This window comes from Streptomyces sp. 11x1 (genome assembly GCF_032598905.1).
Lineage (GTDB): Bacteria > Actinomycetota > Actinomycetes > Streptomycetales > Streptomycetaceae > Streptomyces.
Genome location: NZ_CP122458.1, coordinates 10,131,913 through 10,151,781 on the forward strand (window position 1 = coordinate 10,131,913; position 19,869 = coordinate 10,151,781).

17 protein-coding genes and 2 pseudogenes are annotated in these 19,869 nt (G+C 71.7%); 5 read left to right on the forward strand and 14 right to left on the reverse strand.

Annotated features, from left to right (window positions below; genetic code table 11):
- Nucleotides 1–38: 38 nt before the first annotated feature.
- The 5 genes from P8T65_RS44570 to P8T65_RS44590 all read right to left on the reverse strand — a co-directional run bounded on the left by P8T65_RS44570 (nucleotide 39) and on the right by P8T65_RS44590 (nucleotide 4,452).
- Nucleotides 39–1,664, reverse strand: coding sequence for a cation acetate symporter (locus P8T65_RS44570; RefSeq protein WP_316731127.1), 1,626 nt, complete (start codon nucleotides 1,662–1,664; stop codon nucleotides 39–41).
- Nucleotides 1,658–2,059: a DUF485 domain-containing protein gene (locus tag P8T65_RS44575; RefSeq protein WP_316731128.1), complete on the reverse strand. Its 402-nt coding sequence runs from the start codon at nucleotides 2,057–2,059 to the stop codon at nucleotides 1,658–1,660. The genes P8T65_RS44570 and P8T65_RS44575 overlap by 7 nt, the downstream gene beginning before the upstream one ends.
- 160 nt (nucleotides 2,060–2,219) lie before the next feature.
- Nucleotides 2,220–2,804, reverse strand: a complete 585-nt coding sequence (locus P8T65_RS44580; RefSeq protein ID WP_316731130.1) for a hypothetical protein — start codon at nucleotides 2,802–2,804, stop codon at nucleotides 2,220–2,222.
- 204 nt (nucleotides 2,805–3,008) lie between these two features.
- Complete coding sequence (locus P8T65_RS44585; protein WP_316731930.1) at nucleotides 3,009–3,800, reverse strand: ferredoxin reductase; 792 nt, start codon at nucleotides 3,798–3,800, stop codon at nucleotides 3,009–3,011.
- A 46-nt stretch (nucleotides 3,801–3,846) separates the two neighbouring features.
- Entirely contained in the window at nucleotides 3,847–4,452 is a 606-nt protein-coding gene (locus P8T65_RS44590) for a sulfite oxidase-like oxidoreductase (protein WP_316731131.1), read from the reverse strand.
- A gap of 298 nt (nucleotides 4,453–4,750) precedes the next feature.
- Between P8T65_RS44590 and P8T65_RS44595 the strand changes: the two are divergent.
- The 4 genes and pseudogenes from P8T65_RS44595 to P8T65_RS44610 all read left to right on the forward strand — a co-directional run.
- A pseudogene (locus P8T65_RS44595) lies at nucleotides 4,751–5,535 on the forward strand (GNAT family N-acetyltransferase).
- Between the two features lie 355 nt (nucleotides 5,536–5,890).
- Complete coding sequence (locus P8T65_RS44600) at nucleotides 5,891–6,667, forward strand: putative protein N(5)-glutamine methyltransferase (RefSeq protein ID WP_316731132.1); 777 nt, start codon at nucleotides 5,891–5,893, stop codon at nucleotides 6,665–6,667.
- Between the two features lie 215 nt (nucleotides 6,668–6,882).
- On the forward strand, nucleotides 6,883–8,904 hold the full coding sequence (locus tag P8T65_RS44605) for an NADPH-dependent 2,4-dienoyl-CoA reductase (protein WP_316731133.1): 2,022 nt from the start codon (nucleotides 6,883–6,885) through the stop codon (nucleotides 8,902–8,904).
- A gap of 74 nt (nucleotides 8,905–8,978) precedes the next feature.
- A pseudogene (locus tag P8T65_RS44610) lies at nucleotides 8,979–9,518 on the forward strand (PadR family transcriptional regulator); the annotation flags it as partial.
- Nucleotides 9,519–9,686: 168 nt separating this feature from the next.
- On the opposite strand, the gene P8T65_RS44615 reads toward P8T65_RS44610, so the two are convergent.
- Together P8T65_RS44615 and P8T65_RS44620 are read right to left on the reverse strand one after the other, a co-directional pair.
- Entirely contained in the window at nucleotides 9,687–10,223 is a 537-nt protein-coding gene (locus tag P8T65_RS44615) for a hypothetical protein (RefSeq protein ID WP_230212562.1), read from the reverse strand.
- A 162-nt stretch (nucleotides 10,224–10,385) separates the two neighbouring features.
- Nucleotides 10,386–11,366 carry a fibronectin type III domain-containing protein gene (locus P8T65_RS44620; RefSeq protein ID WP_316731134.1) on the reverse strand — a complete coding sequence of 327 codons (981 nt, stop codon included), beginning with the start codon at nucleotides 11,364–11,366 and terminating at the stop codon, nucleotides 10,386–10,388.
- Between the two features lie 369 nt (nucleotides 11,367–11,735).
- Between P8T65_RS44620 and P8T65_RS44625 the strand changes: the two genes are divergently transcribed.
- Nucleotides 11,736–12,464 carry a glycoside hydrolase family 75 protein gene (locus P8T65_RS44625; protein ID WP_316731135.1) on the forward strand — a complete coding sequence of 243 codons (729 nt, stop codon included), beginning with the start codon at nucleotides 11,736–11,738 and terminating at the stop codon, nucleotides 12,462–12,464.
- A 975-nt stretch (nucleotides 12,465–13,439) separates the two neighbouring features.
- Here the strand turns inward: P8T65_RS44625 and P8T65_RS44630 are convergent.
- The 7 genes from P8T65_RS44630 to P8T65_RS44660 all read right to left on the reverse strand — a co-directional run bounded on the left by P8T65_RS44630 (nucleotide 13,440) and on the right by P8T65_RS44660 (nucleotide 19,811).
- Nucleotides 13,440–13,850, reverse strand: coding sequence for a PTS fructose transporter subunit IIA (locus P8T65_RS44630; RefSeq protein ID WP_316731136.1), 411 nt, complete (start codon nucleotides 13,848–13,850; stop codon nucleotides 13,440–13,442).
- Nucleotides 13,843–14,457, reverse strand: a complete 615-nt coding sequence (gene dhaL, locus P8T65_RS44635; RefSeq protein ID WP_316731137.1) for a dihydroxyacetone kinase subunit DhaL — start codon at nucleotides 14,455–14,457, stop codon at nucleotides 13,843–13,845. The genes P8T65_RS44630 and dhaL overlap by 8 nt, the downstream gene beginning before the upstream one ends.
- 89 nt (nucleotides 14,458–14,546) lie before the next feature.
- On the reverse strand, nucleotides 14,547–15,539 hold the full coding sequence (dhaK, locus tag P8T65_RS44640; protein ID WP_316731138.1) for a dihydroxyacetone kinase subunit DhaK: 993 nt from the start codon (nucleotides 15,537–15,539) through the stop codon (nucleotides 14,547–14,549).
- Nucleotides 15,540–16,222: 683 nt separating this feature from the next.
- A complete protein-coding gene (locus P8T65_RS44645; protein WP_316731139.1) occupies nucleotides 16,223–16,645 on the reverse strand; it encodes a DUF6924 domain-containing protein in 423 nt (140 codons plus the stop codon).
- Between the two features lie 248 nt (nucleotides 16,646–16,893).
- Nucleotides 16,894–18,264 (reverse strand): PQQ-binding-like beta-propeller repeat protein, encoded by a 1,371-nt coding sequence (locus P8T65_RS44650; RefSeq protein WP_316731140.1) that lies wholly within the window; start codon nucleotides 18,262–18,264, stop codon nucleotides 16,894–16,896.
- Nucleotides 18,261–18,815 (reverse strand): SigE family RNA polymerase sigma factor, encoded by a 555-nt coding sequence (locus tag P8T65_RS44655; RefSeq protein WP_316731141.1) that lies wholly within the window; start codon nucleotides 18,813–18,815, stop codon nucleotides 18,261–18,263. Before P8T65_RS44655 ends, P8T65_RS44650 begins: the two co-directional genes overlap by 4 nt.
- 162 nt (nucleotides 18,816–18,977) lie before the next feature.
- Nucleotides 18,978–19,811, reverse strand: a complete 834-nt coding sequence (locus tag P8T65_RS44660) for a PIG-L family deacetylase (RefSeq protein WP_316731142.1) — start codon at nucleotides 19,809–19,811, stop codon at nucleotides 18,978–18,980.
- Nucleotides 19,812–19,869: the final 58 nt, after the last annotated feature.

Consider the following 19,869-nt stretch of genomic DNA (forward strand, 5'->3'; position numbering starts at 1 on the left):
CGCCAAGGGGCTTTTTCCCGGGTGCGACGCCCCACGGTTCACCCGTGGCCGGTACCGGCGCCGGTGCTCACCTCTGGTCGGCCGACCAGGGCTTGGACCTCGAAGTCCGCGTAGACGTTCTCCCGCTCCCGGGGACCGAGGCGGGAGCCGAGCCATCCCAGCAGGAAGCCCGCGGGGATCGACACGATGCCGGGGTTCTGCAGCGGGAACCACGCGAAGTCGGCCTGCGGATAGACCGACCCGGGGGTGGAGGAGACCACCGGCGAGAACAGCACCAGCAGTACCGAGGTGGCCAGACCGCCGTACAGGCTGAGCAGGGCGCCGCGCGCCGTGAACCCCCGCCAGAACAGGCTGTAGACGAGGGTCGGCAGGATGGCGGACGCGGCGATCGCGAAGGCCAGGAACGCGAGCGTGGCGGTGTTGGTGCCCCAGGCGAGGAGGGCGAACAGCATGCTCAGGGCCCCCAGGATCACCGCGGCGATCCGGGCCACGGTCAGTTCCTGCGTCTCCTTGGCCCTGCCCTTGCGGATCACCTCGCCGTACAGGTCGTGGGCGACGGACGAGGCCGCGGCGAGCATGAGACCGGCGGCGACCGCGAGCAGGGTGACGAAGGCCAGGGCCGAGACGATCGCCGTGAGCACCTCACCGCCCAGTTCGTGGGCGAGGAGCAGGACGGCCGCGTCGCCCTTGTGGTCGATGTCGGCGATGGCCTCACGGCCGACGACGGCCGTGGCGCCGAGGCCCAGCACGCCGGCCATCAGGCACACGAACCCGACCAGCCCCACCGCCCACACCACCGAGGCGCGCAGCACCCTGGTCCGGCGCGGTGCGAACAGTCGCATCATGACGTGGGGGAGCGCGGCGAGCCCGAGCACGATGGCCAGTTGGAGACTGAAGAAGTCGATCTTGCTGATCGGTCCCGCCCCGTAGCGCAGACCGGGCTGCAGGTACTGGTCGCCCAGTCCGCTGCCCGCGGTGGCGGACGCCAGGAGGCCGTCGATGTTCCAGTCGAAGCGGTTCAACACCAGGAACGCGACCACCGTGACCCCGGCGACCAACATCACGGCCTTGATCACCTGGATGAACGTCGCGCCGGGCATCCCGCCGATGGCCGCGTAGATGGTGACGATGGAGCCGATGATGATCACGATCATCGTGCGGGTGGTCGGGCCGGGTTCGCCGACGAACTGTGTCATCAACGCGATGCTGCCGACCAGTTGGGCCACGAGGTACAGGGTGCACACGGAGAGCGTGCAGACGGCGAGCGCCAGCCGGACCTGCCGCTGACGCAGCGGGAGCCGCCGGGCCAGGGCGTCGCCGAGGGTGAACTTCCCGGCGTTGCGCAGGGGTTCGGCGATGAGCAGCAGCACCATCATCCAGGCGACGACCGTGCCGCCGAGGTAGAGCAGACCGTCGTACCCGGTGAGGGCGACTAGGCCGGTGCTGCCGAGCAAGGTCGCGGCCGAGAGGTAGTCACCGCACATGGCGAGGCCGTTGCGCAGGGGCGACATGTCACGGTTGCCGAGGTAGAACTCGCCGATCTCGTCCCGCTGCGGCGCCGTCAGCAGGGCGGTGAACAGGGTGATCACGACGACGGTCAGGAACAGCACGAACGTCAGCCGCAGGCTGAACGCGTCGGCCACGCTCGCGGAGAAGGTCACCATGCGCCGAACCGCCGTTCGGCCCGAACCTGGCGCTGCTCGGCCTCGTGCTCCTCCATCTGGGCGCGGAGCCGCCGGACGACCGGGTCGATGTTCTCGCGCATGTGCCGGACGTACAGGAACGCGGTCAGGCCCATGACGGCGAACTGCGCGAGGCCCAGGGTCAGCCCGAGCGTCAGATGTCCGATCAATCGCTCATTCATGACTCCTGGCGCGAAACTCGACAGGAGGACGTACGACAGGAATGCGCCGACGGACAATGCGGTCGCCGTTATCCCGAATCTGCGAAATGACGAGCTTATTGAACGAAATTCAGAATGGGCGTGGATGGGCTGTCGGCTTGTCCGTGCAGGGGGAGGTGGGGCCGAACTGCCGTACCGTGCCTCATGGTTGGACACAATGCACCCTCTTCGCTGCCTTATGCCTGTGGGGGGAAGCGGAGTATGGCAGCAAGGCAATTGAAGTATCAACTGCGCTGAAGAAGTGGATTTTGTGGATATTCCGAGGGGGTCGACATGCGCTGCGCAGCTATTAGCTGAGAATTGATCGGGTTCTGGGTCAGGCCCAACGGTGTCCCCAGTCGGGCCCCGTCCGTGCCCACTCCCGCTCCCATTCGGCGAGCCGGTGCCGAATGGCGACCCGGCGGACCACGACGTGGCCGAGCAGCACCACGGCGACGGCGCCGCCCGTGGCGCAGGTCCCCATGGCCAGCGCGTGCTGCCAGACGGCGGTGTCGGTCGGCGGCGGGTGGACGCTGCGCCCGGCCTCGTCCAGCCACACGTCGGCGCGGTCGCCCCGCTCGGTGCCCGCGGGCACCCGGGCCTCACCGGTGCGGGAGCCGCCGTCGGGTTCGGTCCAGCGTGCCCCCACCCAGTACTTGGGCTGCCTGTCGCCGTGCGCCGACGGCACGGAGGCCGGCGCCCTCTCGACGACCACGGCGCTGACCCGGTCCAGCGTGGCGCGCTCGGCGGCGGCGTGCGCCCGCGCGTCCCCGTGGGCCCACCGGCCCACCGCGACCCCGAGGGCCGGGGCGCCGAGGACGAGCAGCAGCACGACGCACAGCACCGTCCACGCCTCGACGACGTCCGAACGTCGCCGCAGCGGGTTGGCGCGCCAACGCCACCCGAAGACCTGGCCTCGCATCTCGCCCTCCCTCACCGGCACGGTCCTCAGATACGAGAACCCCGGTTTGGACTGGTCCGCACTTCCGGTGTACCCGAAAGGGGGCGGGATAGCATGGTTTGCGCCATGAATCATGGTGGAAAGGCCGGATCCCCGGGGTGTGCGGTACCCGCGTCGGACTGCCCGGCCGGACTGCCCAGCCCGGCCGTCCGGGATGCGTGAGGGTCAGCCGAACCGCTCGATGCGGATGCGGTCCACCGGCTGTCCCGCCGCCACCAGCAGCCGCGAGGCGTGCTCGGCGAACGCGTTGGAGCCGCACACGTATGCCTCCCACCCGCCCGGTGGTCGCTCGGCCAGCACCGGCGCCACCTGCGCCGCCGACAGCCGCCCCACCGGCACGCCCTTGGGCGCCCGCCGGGTGAACACGGCCGTGGTCTCCGTGCCGTACTCCGCCGCGTAGATCAGCTCCTCCGGTCCGCGCGCGGACACCAGCAGCCGCAGGGGCACGTCGAGCCCCCGCCCGCGGTGGTGGCGGAGCATCGACATCAGCGGTACGACACCGGAACCGGCGCCGATCAGCAGCGCGGGCCGGTCCCCGGGCCAGGCGAAGAAACCGCTGAGCGGGCCGCGCACCTCCACCACGTCGCCCGGCCGGGCCTCGGTGTGGAACCAGCCGGAGACCTCACCGCCCTCGACGTGGTCCAGGGTCAGCTCGATGTGCCCCGTGTCGTCCGGCGGGGACGCCAGCGAGTAGTGGCGCTGCGCCGTGTAACCGTCACCTGCGGTCAGCCGCAGCATCAGGTGCTGCCCCGGCAGATGTCCCGCCCACCCGGGCACCGCGAACCGGAACGTGGACACGGCGGGCGTCTCCCGCCGGATCTCCGTCAGGGTGGCCGTCTGCCACCGGGCAGCCTCCCGGTTGCTCACGGCGATGCGGCCGGGCACGGCGAACCGGGTGGGCGGCGAGAAGGGCGGGCGCGCCGCTGTCGTCCCGGTCGGTGCGGTCGGCTCGTACACCGCCGCTGTGTCCGTCACCGCTGCCGTCTCGGTCGCCGCCGTCGTCTCAGTCACCGGAGTACCGCTGTTCCTCCCACGGGTTGCCCCGCGCGTGGTACCCGTTCTGCTCCCAGAAGCCGGGCTCGTCGTGGTCGAGGAGCCGCAGGCCCGCGATCCACTTGGCGCTCTTCCAGAAGTACAGGTGCGGCACCAGCAGCCGCGCCGGACCGCCGTGCTCGGCGGGCAGCGGCTCGCCGTCGTACTCCCATGCGATCCAGGCACGTCCGCCGGTGAGGTCGGCGAGCGGGAGGTTCGTGGTGTAACCGCTGTGCGAGTACGCGACCACGTGCGTGGCGGACGCGTCGGGCCGGACCACGTCCCAGAACGCGTCCAGCGAGACGCCCCCGAAGCGCACCCCGAACTTCGACCAGCTCGTCACGCAGTGGATGTCGCCCTCGTACCCCGAGGCGGGCAGTGCGTGCGCCTCGTCCCAGTCCCAGGTGCGAGGCTCCGCCACCAGACCGTCGATCCGGAACGTCCAGTCGACGGGCGCGAGGTCGGGGGTGACCTCGGCCGACAGGACGGGCCAGTCGTCGCCGACGTCGTACTGGCCGGGCGGCAGCCCTGGGTGGTGGACGCGGGGGCGTCCGGTGAAGCCTCGGGTGACGTTCATGGGGGTCCAACGTGACGGCGGTGGTTGCTGAGTCATACAACCGTACGTGCCGCCGAGGCATGCCCCGGCCCGGGGGCGGGCGACGATCAATGCGGCCGCGTGAACTCTCCGGAGTGCCGGGAACAGGGCCGCGACGATCTTCCTTGCCGCCAGTGGCAGGACGGGCGAGCGGGTCCGCCCCGACGGCGGGCGGTCGTACGGGCCGGCGAGCGTACTGGCCGTACTGGCCGGCCAGGCGCGCGCTCGGGCGGTCGGGCCCGACGGCAGCGGAGTTGAACAGAGTGGAGTGGGAGAGCACATGACCGAGTACGCGACGGGCGGCCGCAAGGGCACGCACACCGTGCCGCACGTCCTCGACAACCCCGCCCGCGCCTCCCTCGCCGGGCCGCACGCCCTCCCCCACAGCCTGAAGGGCGTGGGAGGTGCCCCCATCGCCGAGCGGCGCGGCCGGGTGCTGCGCTATCCGCTGGACGTCTCGCCGTGGCTGGGTCTTCCCGACGAGCCGGACGCCGACGACTGGGCCGACCTCGCGGCGCTGGCCGACCCCGGCGCGGAGGTCCCGGTCCCGGCCTACAGCGGGGGCTTCCCGGCCGGCTGGGAGGTGACCTTCGACCTGGCGGGGTGCAGTTCGTGGACGACGGCGTCGCGGCCGCCTCGGACGAGGAGGCCGTACGGCTCGGCCCGGCCGACGTACCCGAGATGCTGGACCTCGTCGAACACACCCAGCCCGGCCCCCTCCTGCCCCGCACCATCGAACTCGGCACCTACCTCGGCATCCGCCGGGGCGGCGCGCTGGTCGCCATGGCCGGTGAGCGGCTGCACCCGCCGGGCCGGACCGAGATCAGCGCGGTCTGCACCGATCCGGACTTCCGGGGAGCGGGCCTCGCCACCCGCCTCGTCCTCGCCGTGGCCCACGGCATCCGCGAACGCGGCGAGACCCCCTTCCTCCACACCGCCGCGACCAACACGACAGCCATCCGCCTCTACGAATCCCTCGGTTTCCGCCTCCGCCGCACCACCCGCTTCATGGCGGCCCGGGTACCCGCCGTGGCCGGGGCGGGGGAGGAACCGGTGGGGGTGTAGCGCGGGAGAGGTGCGGGGGGCGTCGCCCGCCGAAGGGGCCGGGCAGGTCCATCGAGGTCGTACGGCGTCCCACGCTGCCGTGGGTGCGGCGGTGGCCGGGCTCTCGGCCGTGCGCGGGGCGGGCGTTCGGCGTCGGGGGTCGTGCCTCCGGAGGGTTCCGGCGGAGCCGTTCGGACCCCGCCGGTCGGTCGTGACCATGGGGTAGGGTTGCCGGGCCAGTCAGCACGTGGACCCGGGAGGTGAGACCCATTACCGCTGTAGCAGGTCGGGTGCTCTCCCCTCGACGCGGCGCGGTGCGTCGCCGATAGGTCACCGCGGAGCGCCCTTCGGCCCACCGGAAGGCTCCTCGGCTGTCATGCCACTTCTCTCCCTCACCTCCGTCGTCACGGCACTGCGCGCCGCCGGTTGCGTCTTCGCTGAGGACGAGGCGGAGTTGATCCTCTCGTCCGCCCGCACCCCGGACGAGGTCACCGCCATGGTCGACCGGCGCGTCGCGGGCCTGCCCCTCGAACTCGTTCTCGGCTGGGCGGAGTTCGCCGGACTGCGCATCACCGTGGAAGCCGGCGTCTTCGTCCCGCGCCGCCGCACCGAGTTCCTCGTCGAGCAGGCCCTCGCCACCGCCCCCCGCGCCCGTGTCGTCGTCGACCTCTGCTGCGGCTCCGGCGCGGTGGGCGCCGCCCTGGCCGCGTCGCTCGACGGCGCCGAACTGCACGCTGCCGACATCGACCCGGCGGCGGTCCGCTGCGCCCGGCGCAACCTCGCGCGCTACGACGGCCACGCCCACGTGGGCGACCTCTACGCCGCGCTCCCCGACGAACTGCGGGGCCGGATCGACATCCTCGCGGCGAACGTCCCGTACGTCCCTACCGGCGAGGTCCCGCTCCTGCCGAGCGAGGCCCGCGACCACGAGCCCCTGGTCGCCCTCGACGGCGGCACGGACGGCCTCGACGTCCTGCGCAGGGTCGCCGCCGAGGCCTCCGACTGGCTCGCCCCGGGCGGCTGCCTCGTCGTCGAGACCAGCCGCCGCCAGGCCCCGCTCGCCCTCGACGCCTTCCGCAGCTCCGGCCTCACCGCCCGCACGGCCGTCGCGGAGGAGGCACACGCCCACGTGGTGATCGGCACCAGAGCCTGAGAATCCGCCGTTTCCCCGCGCGCCCACCTCACCCGCCGGTTCCCACGCGCCGACGCCGGCCGACGGGTTCCACGTTCCACGCGCCGACGCCGGCCGGCCCCTCCGGGCCTCCCGCAACCTGATGTGGCCTTGCCCTCAATCATTGTGCAACTAGTTGCACAATAGTCGTGGCGTCGTCTACAACCTTGCTGACGACGCCACGTACGGAGGGCCCCATGAGCCGTTACCCGCACCTGCTGAGCCCGCTCGACCTGGGCTTCACCACGCTCCCCAACCGCGTGCTCATGGGCTCCATGCACGTGGGCCTGGAGGAGGCCGAGCGCGGCTTCGAGCGCATGGCGGAGTTCTACGCCGCCCGGGCGCGCGGGGGAGTGGGCCTCATCGTCACCGGCGGCATCGCGCCCAACGAGGCCGGCCGGCCGTACGAGGGCGGCGCCAAGCTCACCACCGACGCCGAGGCCGACCGGCACCGCGAGATCACCGACGCCGTACACCGCGAGGGCGGCCGGATCGCGATGCAGATCCTGCACTTCGGCCGGTACGCCTACCACCGCGACCTCGTCGCGCCGAGCGCGCTGCAGGCCCCGATCAGCCCGTTCGTCCCGCACGCGCTCACCGACGCCGGGGTCGAGCAGACGATCGACGACTACGCGAACGCGGCCCGCCTCGCCCGCCGGGCCGGGTACGACGGCGTCGAGATCATGGGCTCCGAGGGCTATCTGATCAACGAGTTCATCGCCGCCGGGACCAACCACCGCGACGACCGTTGGGGCGGCTCGTACGAGAACCGCATGCGTTTCCCCGTCGAGATCGTGCGCCGGGTGCGCGAGGCGGTCGGCGAGGACTTCATCGTCGTCTACCGGCTGTCGATGCTCGACCTGGTCCCCGGCGGCTCGACTCTCGACGAGGTGGTCACACTGGCGAAGGCCGTCGAGGCGGCCGGGGCGACCATCATCAACACGGGCATCGGCTGGCACGAGGCCCGTATCCCCACCATCGCGACCTCGGTGCCGCGCGGCGCGTACACCTGGGTGACGAAGAAGCTGATGGGTGAGGTCTCCGTCCCGCTCGTCACCACCAACCGCATCAACACCCCGGAACTGGCCGAGGAGTTGCTCGCGGACGGCCACGCCGACATGGTGTCCATGGCCCGCCCGATGCTCGCCGACCCGGACTTCGTCAACAAGGCGCGCGAGGGCCGCTCCGACGCCATCAACACCTGCATCGGCTGCAACCAGGCATGCCTGGACCACACCTTCAGCGGCAAGATCACCTCATGCCTGGTCAATCCGCGCGCCTGCCACGAGACGGAACTCGTGCTCTCCCCGACCCGGCGGCGCAAGCGCGTCGCGGTCGTCGGAGCGGGCCCGGCGGGACTCGCCTGCGCGGTGAGCGCGGCCGAACGCGGCCACGAGGTCACCCTGTTCGACGCGGCGAGCGAGATCGGCGGCCAGCTGAACGTCGCCCGCAGAGTCCCCGGCAAGCAGGAGTTCGACGAGACGCTGCGCTACTTCCGCACCCAACTCGACGCGCACGGCGTCGACGTACGCCTGGGCACCCGGGTCACGGCCGACGACCTCACGGCGACGGCGTACGACGAGGTCGTCGTCGCCACCGGTGTCACCCCCCGCACCCCCGAACTCCCCGGCGTCGACCACCCCAAGGTCCTCGGCTATCTGGACGTCCTGCGCGACAACGCTCCCGTCGGCGACCGCGTCGCCATCCTCGGCGCCGGCGGCATCGGCTTCGATGTCGCCGAGTTCCTGACCGACGGCGGCGAGAAGACCAGCGAGGACCCGGCCGCGTACTTCCGGCAGTGGGGCGTCGACATGAACTACCACGCCCCCGGCGGTCTCGCCGCCCCCGAGCGGCCCGCGCCGCCGCGCTCGGTCCACCTGCTCCAGCGCAAGACCACCAAGGTCGGCGCCGGGCTGGGCAAGACCACCGGCTGGATCCACCGCACCGAACTCAAGCACCGCGGCGTGACCATGGTTCCCGGGGTCCAGTACGACCTGATCGACGACGCCGGGCTGCACGTCACCGTCGACGGCGTCCGTCAGGTGCTGGAGGTCGACACGGTCGTCCTGTGCACCGGCCAGGACCCGCGCCGCGACCTCTACGACGACCTGATCGCCGCGGGGTGCTCCGCGCACCTCATCGGCGGGGCCGACGTGGCGGCCGAACTGGATGCCAAGCGGGCGATCAAGCAGGGGACGGAGCTGGCGGCGGCACTGTAGGAGGCGGTCGCGGGCGTTCGGCCGCGGCGGTGCGAGCGGCCGTGGCGGGCCTCCGGCCTTCCTAGGATGAGCCCATGTCACTCCCGCACGCGATCCTCACCGCCCTGCTCGAGAAGCCTTCGTCGGGCCTGGAGCTGACCCGGCGGTTCGACCGGTCGATCGGCTACTTCTGGTCGGCCACGCACCAGCAGATCTATCGCGAGCTCGGGAAACTGGAGAGCGAGGGCTACATCCGGGCCCTGCCCTCCGAGCGGCCTGCCCGGGGCCAGAAGAAGAGCTACGAGGTGCTGCCGGCCGGCCGGGCGGAACTGGCCCGTTGGACCTCCGCGCCCCAGGACCCCAAGCCGTGGCGCGACGCGCTCTTCGTCCGTCTGCGCGCCGCCGCCGTGGTCGGCACCGACGGCCTGGAGGACGATCTGCGGCGCCATCTCACCTTGCACCGGCGGAAGTTGGCGGAGTACGAGCAGATCGAGAAGCGGGACTTCGGGCCCGGCCGGGACACCGCCCAGGACCGGCTGCAGTATCTGATCCTGCGGGCCGGGATCGATCTGCAGACCTTCTGGACGCAGTGGCTGACGAAAGCCCTCGCGGAGTTCTCGACGCTGCCGGGGGACACCGGCGGCGGCGAGGACAGCAGTGGGGCGGGCGCCCCGAAAGAGGTCGGTGCGGGAGACACAAGCGGGAAAGACGTGAGCGTGGAGGACGTGAGCGCGGGCGGCAGCAAGGTGGGGGGCGGCCGCGCCGAGGAGGAGCGCGCGAGGGAGGAGTGACGGGCCCGGTGGTCACAGACGGTGCGGCTTGGCCCGGCGGCGCAGGTACCAGACGGCCGCTCCGGTGCCCACGGCCACCAGCGCCCCGCCGCCCACGAGGGTGACGGTGCCGTACTCCCGGGTGGCGCCGCCGACGCCGCCCATGACGCCGCGCGCGGGCGAGGCAGTCGTGGAGATGGTGGGGGTCGCCGCCGTGACGATGACGGACTGGGTGCCCGCCGTGGTCCCGTCCTTGCACACCACGATCACGGTGTACGTGCCCGGGCCCACGTTCGCCCACGACGCGGACTGGGCGGTGCTGGTGCCGGTCAGGGTCACCTGACGCCCCTGGGAGAAGTTCGCCTGCCCGCCGGAGAGCAGCGAGGCGGTGCCGAACGTGCCGTTGGTGCTGTCGGGGCAATCGCTCGTGGTCACGCTGACCGAGGAACCCGTGGTGCTCACCGAGATGCCCGTCGGCACCGCCGAGGCCGACTGCGCGGTCAGGGCGATCGGCAGCGCGGCGGCGGCCACCGTCAGGCCGGAGCGGAGGAGTAGCTGAGACGTACGCATGGTCTGCCCTCCAGCGGCACGGTCGCGGCACATCCCTTGCGCCGCCGAGGTTCGGGGGACCCGTGCTGCCTCAGGGTGAGCCAACGTGCCCCGCGCCCCGCCCGCATGCGGACGACACCCGGGCAGGTGACGGATACCGCCGTGCGGGGGACCCCACGGCCCTCACCCGCCGGTGGTGACCGTCCGCTCCACCGAGAACCCGCCCCAGGTCCCGTCCGGCAGCTTGGCCCGGATCCGCACGCGGTACGTCACCCCCGCCTTCTCGCCCACGTAGAAGCCGTAGGAGGCCCTGCCCCGAGGCGGAGCCCCGCCCCACACGAGGGTGGTCGCCGGCCGCCCGTCGAGCTGGATCTCGTACTCCATGACGATCCCGTCGACGGGCGGAGGAAGCCAGGACAGTTCGACGGAGTACGCCCCGTCGTGCCGGCGTGCTTCCGCACGGAACCCGGTGGGCGCGGTGCCCCGCCCGTCGTCCGCTCCCGGACGGGTGCTGAGCCGTACCTCCGCGCTCACGGGCGAGACATTGTCCGCGGCGTCCCGGGCCCGCACGGTGAAGGAGTACCGGGTGCCGGGCCGCAACCCCGTGACCACGGCCGACGTCCGATCCCCGCCCACACCGTGGATCTTCGAGCCGCCTTGCAGGATGTCGTACGACTCCACGACCCGGTCGTCCGTCGACGGCTCCCACGACAAGCGCACCGTGCTGCTCCCGAGCACCTTTCCGTCGAGGCGCTCCGGCCGACTCGGGGGCCGCCGGTCCGCCGGGCCGGCGGGGGGTGTCGTGGCGCGGACCCCCGCACTCGGCGGCCCGAGGTCCCCGGAGGTGCTGCGGGCCCGCACGGTGAACACGTACGTGGTGGAGGGCGTGAGCCGGGTGATGTCCACCATGCGCTCGTCGCCCGGCACATCCTTGACCTTGGTCCCGCCCCGGTACACCTCGTACGCGGCGATCTCCGTGTCCCCGGGTGCCCGGTTCCACATGACGTGCACGCTGGTGGCGCTGCCCGCGTCGGCGGTGACGCCGGGCGGGGCGGGCGGCGGGCGGCCGCCGGGGCGCTCCTTGACCGCGCAGCCGGCCGTGAGGAGCAGCGAGCCACAGAGCGTGGGCACCAGGACGAGTGCCGCCACGGAGGCGCGTCGCACGATCTGACCCCTCGATCGATGCGGGATTGGTCTGTACCTATCTCCATGTATGCCATGACTGACGCGGTCACATCAAGAGGCGGTCCGAGGTGGGTGCGGTTCACGGCTCCGCGGGCGGCTACGTATGCTGGTGCTCCGACACGGCGTGAACTCGCCTCTGTGCCAGGCCTGTTCATGCCGTACGGCGCGGGCCGCTGTCGTCGCCGAACCCGCGCCGACGAGAGCGGCCGAGCGGCCGGGGCCGAGGCGGGCCCGGGCCCTCGGCCGCGCCCGTGGTCCGTCCGGCCCCCTCCCGGTGGCCGTCCTCTCCGACCCGCACCACTTTTGGGTGAGTGTCCGTCATGTCCCCCCAGGAGAGGGTTCCTCATCGTGCGAGTCCGCTCGTTGACGCTGGCCGCGGTCGGCGCCGCCCTGCTTGCCCCCGTCGCGCTGCCCGCCCTGGCCCATCCGCAGCGCCCCGCGCAGCACGAGGGCGGTGTGACCGCCGCCGAGCTGCTGGCCGGGGCGCGCGGCTGTGTCCGGGTCTCCGAGGGGCTGTACAGCAGTGACGCCGGGAAGCCCGCCGTGATCCCCGTCTGCGGTGTCGACGGCGCGGTGTACTGGAAGGCGGACATGGACATCGACTGCGACGGCCGGCCGAGCCCGCGCTGCAACCGCGAGACCGACCCGTGGTTCCAGCCCGCCACGTCCTTCCTGCAGTCCGACGGACGCTACCTCCGCTCCGAGAGCCTGCCGTTCGTCGTCGTCCCCGCCCCGAGCCGCGTCTGGGACTTCCGGGTGCACGGCATCAAGGGCAGCTCCGTCGCGGCTGTGGTCCACGGGGACCGGGTCCAGTACGCCGTCGTGGGCGACACCGGCCCGCAGAACATCATCGGCGAGGCCTCCTACGCCACGGCCAAGAGGCTCGGCATCCGCCCCGACCCGCGCACCGGCGGCACCGCCTCCGGGGTCACCTACATCGTCTTCGAGGACTCGGAGGTGACCCCGATCGAGGACCACGGAGCGGCGGTCGAACTCGGCGAGGCACTCGCACGAAAGTGGGTGGAGGGCGCGGGGCTGCGCCGAGGGGCGGCGATGAGGGGCGGGGCGACGAACTGATTCCGCCGCCCGAAGGCGCCCAACGGCCCCTCGCTCGCCGCCCGCCGCTGTCGCCTGTCGCCGGTCGCCTGTCGGCACCGTGCCGGTCGCCTGGCGGCACCGTGCCGACGGCCCGCCGCCATCGCGTCGATCGCCTGACGGCGCCGCGCCGATCACACGATGGCACCGCGTCGGCCGCCTGTCGGCACCGCGCCGATCACCTGGTGCCGTCAGGCGATCGCGCGTTGGCGCTACGTCGGCCGCCTGGTGCCCTCGTGTCGATCCCCCAACGCCACCGCGTCGATCGCCTGACGGCGCCGCGCCGGTCGTCCGAGGGCGCTGCGTCGGCGGCCGGCCACCGCGCCGGTCGTCCCAGGGCGCCGCGTCAGCCGCCTGGCGCCCTCGCGTCGATCCTCCAACGCCACCGCATCGTCCGCCCGCACCACCGTGCCGGGCGGACGAACGGCTCCCACCTCCCCGGCTCGGCCGTCGGTCGCCTGCGGCTCGGGCGCCGTGTGTGCCGATCGTCGGTGGGATCAGGCGCCGTGACGTGCGGTCGCTGGTGGGCTCGGCCACGTGAGCTTCGGTCGCTGGTGGGCTAGGCCCTGTCGTCACATTCCCGCCTGCCCCGCGACGCCATGCACGTGCTCTCGACGCACCGGGCACCGACCCGAGTACGTCCGGTACGCGTCAGTGCCCGGCACGCCGAGAGCACGCTCCCCCGGTCTCGGCTGCGCTCGACCGGGAGGTACCCCCACGACGCCGCCAGGCCGCCCTTCGGGCGACGACGGGAATGTGACGACAGGGCCTAGAAGCGTCCTGAAGATCTTGAAAATGTGCCCGGCTTGCCCTACTTGATGGCAATTGACATTTACCGGCAATTCAGGGTGAGTCGGGCGGCCAGAGCAAGATCTTCAGCGGTCTCCTAGGGCCCGTGGATCTCGGTCAACGGTGGGCCCGGGCCCCGTGGGTGTCGCCCGTCCGTCGACCGGAGGGTCACTCCTTCCGATACGTGTACGCCTCCGCGGCCGCGGCCGCCACCGTCGCGAGGTCCGCGCCCGTCGACGCCGTGACGACCGCCGCGACCGCGCCCTCGACGAACGGGGCGTCCACCAGACGCGTGTCCGCCGGGAGTTCGTCGCCCTCGGCGAGCAGCGCCTTCACGGTGAGGACCGCGCTGCCGAGGTCGGTCAGGACCGCGACCCCGGCACCCCGGTCCACGGAGGCGGCCGCCGCCGAGATCAGTTCCGCGCTGGTGCCCAGCCCTCCGCCCTCGGTGCCCCCGGCCGGCGCGACGGGAACGGAGGCCCCCGCACCGGCGAGCCCCTGTGCCAGCTCGGCCACCGAGGTGGCGACGGCGGCACTGTGCGACACCAGCACGATGCCGACCCGCCTCTCCTCAGACATCGGCGGCCTCCGGGGCGGCGGTGGTGGCGAGGGCCGCGATCAGCAGCGCGGCGGAGGTGGCACCAGGATCCTGGTGGCCGATGCTCCGCTCACCCAGATAGCTGGCCCTGCCCTTGCGGGCCTGCAACGGCGTGGTCGCGAGGGCACCCTCCTCGGCCGCTGCCCGCGCGGCGGCGAACGATCCCGCGAGCGCGTCGACCGCCGGGACCAGCGCGTCGATCATGGTCTTGTCCCCGGGTGCCGCACCGCCCAGCGCCATGACGGCGTCGACCCCGACGCGCAGGGCGTCCGTGAGCTGGGCCTCGCTCACCTCGGCGGCGTCGCCGAGCGCTTTGCCGGTCCGGCGCAACAGGGTGCCGTACAGCGGGCCGGACGCGCCGCCGACGGTCGAGATGAGCTGCCGCCCGGCGAGCACGAGGACGGCGCCGGGGGTGTCCGGGGCCTCCTTCTCCAGCACGGCCGCCACGGCGGTGAACCCGCGGTGCAGATTGCTGCCGTGGTCGGCGTCCCCGATCGGCGAGTCGAGCGCCGTGAGCCGCTCGGCCTCGCGTTCGACCGAGGCTGCGGTGGCCGTCATCCAGCGACGGAAGAAATCGGCGTCGAGCACGGAATCTCCTTGCGTGATGAGTGAACTGACGGGTAGTGAGAGACGCTGGCCGCGGGGGCGGTGCGAGCGCGGCCGTCCGGTGCGCCCGCTCACACGCCCCAGCGCAGGCCCGGTGTCCGCACCGGCGCGTCGTACAGCCGCAGCAGTTCCTCGTCGACCTGGCACAGCGTCACCGACGCGCCGGCCATGTCGAGCGAGGTGACGTAGTTGCCGACGAGGGTGCGGGCCACGGCCACGCCGCGCTCGGTGAGCACCCGCTGCACCTCCGCGTTGAAGCCGTACAGCTCCAGCAGGGGCGTGGCACCCATGCCGTTGACGAGCAGGAGCACCGGGTTGCGGGGGCTCATGTCGTCCAGAACGGCGTTCACCGAGAAGTCGGCGATCTCCCGAGAGGTCATCACGGCGCGTCGTTCACGCCCCGGCTCACCGTGGATGCCGACGCCCAACTCCAACTCTCCGGCGGGGAGTTCGAAGGTGGGGCTGCCCTTGGCCGGAGTGGTGCAGGCGCTCAGGGCGACCCCGAAACTGCGGGAGTTCTCGTTGACCTGCCGGGCCAGCGCCTCTACGCGCTCCAGCGGCTGCCCCTCCTCGGCGGCGGCCCCGGCGATCTTCTCCACGAACAGTGTCGCGCCCGTGCCGCGCCGCCCGGCGGTGTAGAGGCTGTCGGTGACGGCCACGTCGTCGTCGACGAGGACCTTGGCGATCTGGATGCCCTCGTCCTCGGCGAGCTCGGCCGCCATGTCGAAGTTCAGCACGTCCCCGGTGTAGTTCTTCACGATGAACAGCACCCCGGCGCCGCTGTCGACGGCCGCCGCGGCCCGCACCATCTGGTCCGGCACCGGGGACGTGAACACCTCCCCGGGACAGGCCGCCGACAGCATCCCGGGTCCCACGAACCCACCGTGCAACGGCTCGTGGCCCGAGCCACCCCCGGAGACCAGCCCCACCTTCCCGGCCACCGGCGCGTCCCGCCGCACCACCACCCGGTTCTCCACGTCCACGGTCAGCTCGGGATGCGCGGCCGCCATGCCTCGCAACGCATCAGCGACAACGCTCTCGGCCACGTTGATCAGCATCTTCACTGCTACCTCCTGCAGACGTTTTCGGGCAAGCCGCTGACCTGCGTTTTCGCAGGCCTGTGCAGCCTTGTTCAATTATTGATCGTGACGGTCGACGGCGGCCGTCGGCGGGCTCCCGGCGGTACTGACGCTGACTCAATACTGTTGTCGATGACGGGACGTCAGGTGCCAGTGGGGGTTGTCGGACAGGTATCGGCGCATTCGCATCTGCTGGAAGTATCGACCGAGCGGCGACGAAGGTCACGTGCCTGAGCGCGCACGAGCGTGCCGGGGCGGATCACGGCCGCGCCAGGGAGCCCGGGCGCATGCTCGCCTCACCCTGAACCGCCCACGCTGCGACTGACGATCGGCGGGGGAGCGTGCCTGCTCGCGGTCTGCGCCCTGATCCGCTACCTCGCCGGCATGCCGAGGCGCGCCCGGGAAGCGGCGATCCCGGCGCACCTGGCCCTGACGACGATCGAGAACCGGGAGGCCGTCGGGGGTGGTACCACCCGGCGATGAGCCGTTGTTCCGCCCGTACTTCACCGAGGCGGCTGCGCTCGCCGATCGGAGGGTGGTCTGAGACGGAAGCGGCGGAGCCGACGCCTGTGGCACCTGCCGGGCAGCGGCGGGTGTCATCGACGGCCGCTGACCGCAGGCGATGAGAGCCGACTCCGATCCGGCGCGGTACACAGCGCCCGAAAGCATCAGACCTGGTCAAAGCCGCGGAAGGTTCCTGATCCATCAGCGGCGTCGGCGAACTCCGCAAAGTCCATGTTGGCGATGCTGAGGTTGGCCGAGATGTCAGGAAACCACCGAGCGGGGACCCTGAACGTCCGCCCGGGCTCGTCCGAGAGGTCCACGGCCAGGAGCGGGTGGCCCGAATCCTTCATCGTGGCTGCGTCAGCCAGAAACAGGTAGAAGATCTGCTCGTCTTCGCCCGCGGCAGCCTCCTCGGCCATCACGGCCTGGACGCCCAAGCCGGCAAAGCGAAGCTCGCTGACATAGGTGGCATGGGGGTACTCGCCAGCCGCGTCGAGTGCGGCTCGCACCGCGTCCCACGCTTCCTCGTCACCGAAGTCGGTACGCAGGACCAGCGAGGTCAGATCATCGGGCTGAGGCAGAGGCACCTCGTGATCCTCTCACCTGACGTCGTACGGGGCGTTGCGAATCCGCCTGCCCCGGCAAGCAGCGGCGCAACCGCTCCAACCAGGACCGCTCCCGAGCAGGCGGCGGGCCGACATGATCGCGATCTACGGCTGGAGTACGAGGTCGGACCGGCGTGGTGAAGGCGCCGTGCTGCACCCGAGCGGAACGGTGCGGAGGTGAGGTGTCCCCGGCCGGGACGGGGGTTACCGTCCGGGCCGGGGGTGGGTGGTCAGTCGCTCAGGCTGGGGAGGAAGGAGACCAACCTGCTGCCGCTCCGGGCGATCAGCACGTCCTCGTAGAGCAGGGCCTGGGGCATGGCACCGTACTTGCCGGCGTCGACGTGACCGCGCCAGATCCGCTCGCCCGTGTCCGCGTCGAGGCCGGACAGATCTCCGTTCGGGCCGAAGAAGTACACGACGTTCCGGTGCGGCGACACCACCGGTTGCGCCAGGTCGGACCAGTTCGCCTCGCTGTCGGGCACCTTGATGCCGACCGGGGCGGTCCACAGGGTCCTTCCTGTGGTGAGCGAGTAGGAGGACGCCTGGCCCGCAAGGGACACGGAGATCAGACGGTCCCCGACGAGGGCCTTGGCGGCCGGCGTCCCCTGGACCGGGTAGGAGAGCGGGGTCTGCCTGCCGGAGCTGTCGACGACCGTCAGCCTCTCGGTCCTCGCCTTCTGCTCCTCCTCGAAGACCACGCTCGTCCGCTCCGGCATCCTGGTCAGGACGATGCGGTCCCCCCAGGTCCCGACGATCTGCTGCCTGCCGGGGAGGGACGTGACCTTGGTGGTCCGTCCGGTGGTCGGGTCGAGACGGAGGACCTCGGTCGGGCCGGGCTTCTTGGTCTCCGGTGAGCACAGCAGGTAGGGGACACCGCTCAGCGCCACCCGATCGCACCAGATGCCCTTGCCCCAGCTGTGGCGCCACTTCACCTTGCCGGTCCGCGGATCGACGGCCGACAGTGTCCGGTCGCTCGGGGTGTTGGCCAGGACCGCGCCGTCGATGAGCAGGACGGCCTGGTCGTCCCGGTTGTCGCTCGCCAGCTCCACCGACCACAGCACCTTGCCACTGCCGGTGTCCACCGCCATCAGGTCGGTGCCGGGGGCGTAGTTCCCGTCCGATCCCTTCTCGGCGGTGTGGGCGCGGTAGGCGTAGAGCACGCCGTCGCGCACGGCGACCGGTCGGCTGGACACGGACACGGACCCGGAGCCGTCGCCGATCGCCTTGAGTGTCCACAGCCGTTCGCCGGTGTTCGCGTCGAACTTCACGGCGTCGTACTTGTACCCGGCGCAGTACAGCGCGGAGCCGTCCACCAGGCAGCCCCGGTCGACGGCGCCCCGGGCGTCGGTCCGCCACGGCTGCCAGCCCTCCGACGACCGCGCCGCCGGCCGCGCCTGGTCGCCGCCCCCGCCGCCGAAACCGAACACCGCTCCTACGGTGATCGCGGCCACGGCCGCCGCCGTCCCCGCCACCTGCGAGAAGCGGCGCCGGGCGCGCCGCCGCAGCACCTTCTCGACCAGGTCGCCGGGCGCCCGTACGCGGTCCAGGTCGACGGCGTGCAGCGTCTCCCGGACCTTCTGCTCCACCAGTTCCGTCGTCATCCCTGAACCCCCTTCGGCGTGAAGCTGAGCCGCTGTGCATGTTCGTCCGCGAGTCCGGCGGGCCCCAGTTCCGGTACGAGGGCCCGGAGTTTGGCGAGCGATCTGTGTGCCGTGCTGCGCACGGTGCCGACCGGGCACCTCAGCAGCGCCGCGACCTCGGCCTCCGGCAGGTCCTCGAAGTAGCGCAGGACGACCACGGCCCGCTGGCGCTTCGTCAGTCGCGCGAGCGCCGCCCACAGCGCGATCCGCAGCTCGGACTCCGCCCCGGCGTCGGCGTCGGTGCCCGATTCGGGCAGTACGGGCACCGTCGTCTCCGCGCGGTGTCCGCGCAGCCGCCAGCGGTTGACCTGCTGGCGGTACATGACCTGGCGCACATACGCCTCGGGCTGCTCGATGCTCGACCAGCGTCCGTAGACCTTCATCAGCGCGATCTGCAGCAGATCCTCGGCTCCATGCCGGTCCCCGCCCGTGAGCAGCACCGCGAGTCTCAGCAGCGCGGTGGAGCGCATCGCTACGAACTCCCGGAACTCGTCGTGACTCGACGCTTTCATCAACCCTCCCCCTTCTCGGCACGCCTTACGACGTGCCGAGCCGCGCACCGCTATCCCTCGTCGAGGAAGATTGTGCGTCGGCCTCCGGGGAGAGAAGTAAGCGGCCGCCGAACGCACAGGTCCCCGCACCCTTTATGAGGGGGTGCGGGGACCTGTCTCCGGTCAGCGCAGTCCGGCGAAGAGGTCGTCCTCGGGTGTGGCCGTGCCGGTGGTGTCCCGGACGCGTACGAAGGTCTCCATGCCCATGAACTCGCCGAACCTCTCCTTGCCCATCTTGAGGAAGAAGATGTTCTCGCCCTGACTGGCGTGCGCGGCAAGCGCGTCGAACTTCTGACCACTGAACGCGGTGGTGTCCACCCACGTGGTGATCTCATCGTCGGGGAGCCCGATCTCGGCCGTGGCGGCGGCCTCGGCAGAATCCGGTTCGGGCATGTCCGGATGGAACTCGCGCATGATCTCGCCGAACCGCCGCATCATCGAGCGGGGCGCCGTGGTCCAGTACACCTTCGGCCTCAGCGCGGTCATGTCCAGCGCCGCCATCGTGATGCGGTGGGCCTGAATGTGGTCGGGGTGGCCGTAGAACCCGTTCTCGTCGTAGGTGACGACCACATCGGGCCGGTAGTGCTCCATGAGTTCCGCGAGCCGGGCCGCGCCCTCCTCCACAGGGGTCTGCCAGAAGGATCCGGGGGCGTCGTTGCTCGGCCAGCCGATCATCCCGGAGTCGGCGTAGTCCAGCATCTCCAGATCGCTGATCTTCAGAACGTCACAGCTCGCCTCGAGTTCTCGGCGGCGCAGCACGGCGACCGCCGCCGGGTCATGCCCCGGCTCACCCGGTTTGACGCCTCCTGGCCCGTCACCGCAACCGCCGTCGGTACACGTCACGAGAACCGTGCGGATGCCTTCCGCCGCGTACCGCGCGAGGACTCCTCCGGTTCCGGTGGCCTCGTCGTCGGGGTGAGCGTGAACGGCCATGAGCGTCAAGGGGTGGTCAGTCATGCAATAGCCCTTCTGCGGAAGTACGTGTCGGTCTCAGCGCGCGGTGAGGACTTCGCGC

What these genes read in the sequence shown, in the direction of transcription:
- P8T65_RS44570 (WP_316731127.1), bottom strand. Translation starts at nt 1,664, where the DNA reads ATGGTGACCTTCTCCGCGAGCGTGGCCGACGCGTTCAGCCTGCGGCTG.
- P8T65_RS44580 (WP_316731130.1), bottom strand. Translation starts at nt 2,804, where the DNA reads ATGCGAGGCCAGGTCTTCGGGTGGCGTTGGCGCGCCAACCCGCTGCGG.
- P8T65_RS44590 (WP_316731131.1), bottom strand. Translation starts at nt 4,452, where the DNA reads ATGAACGTCACCCGAGGCTTCACCGGACGCCCCCGCGTCCACCACCCA.
- P8T65_RS44600 (WP_316731132.1), top strand. Translation starts at nt 5,891, where the DNA reads ATGCCACTTCTCTCCCTCACCTCCGTCGTCACGGCACTGCGCGCCGCC.
- P8T65_RS44605 (WP_316731133.1), top strand. Translation starts at nt 6,883, where the DNA reads ATGAGCCGTTACCCGCACCTGCTGAGCCCGCTCGACCTGGGCTTCACC.
- P8T65_RS44615 (WP_230212562.1), bottom strand. Translation starts at nt 10,223, where the DNA reads ATGCGTACGTCTCAGCTACTCCTCCGCTCCGGCCTGACGGTGGCCGCC.
- P8T65_RS44630 (WP_316731136.1), bottom strand. Translation starts at nt 13,850, where the DNA reads ATGTCTGAGGAGAGGCGGGTCGGCATCGTGCTGGTGTCGCACAGTGCC.
- P8T65_RS44650 (WP_316731140.1), bottom strand. Translation starts at nt 18,264, where the DNA reads ATGACGACGGAACTGGTGGAGCAGAAGGTCCGGGAGACGCTGCACGCC.
- P8T65_RS44655 (WP_316731141.1), bottom strand. Translation starts at nt 18,815, where the DNA reads ATGAAAGCGTCGAGTCACGACGAGTTCCGGGAGTTCGTAGCGATGCGC.
- P8T65_RS44660 (WP_316731142.1), bottom strand. Translation starts at nt 19,811, where the DNA reads ATGACTGACCACCCCTTGACGCTCATGGCCGTTCACGCTCACCCCGAC.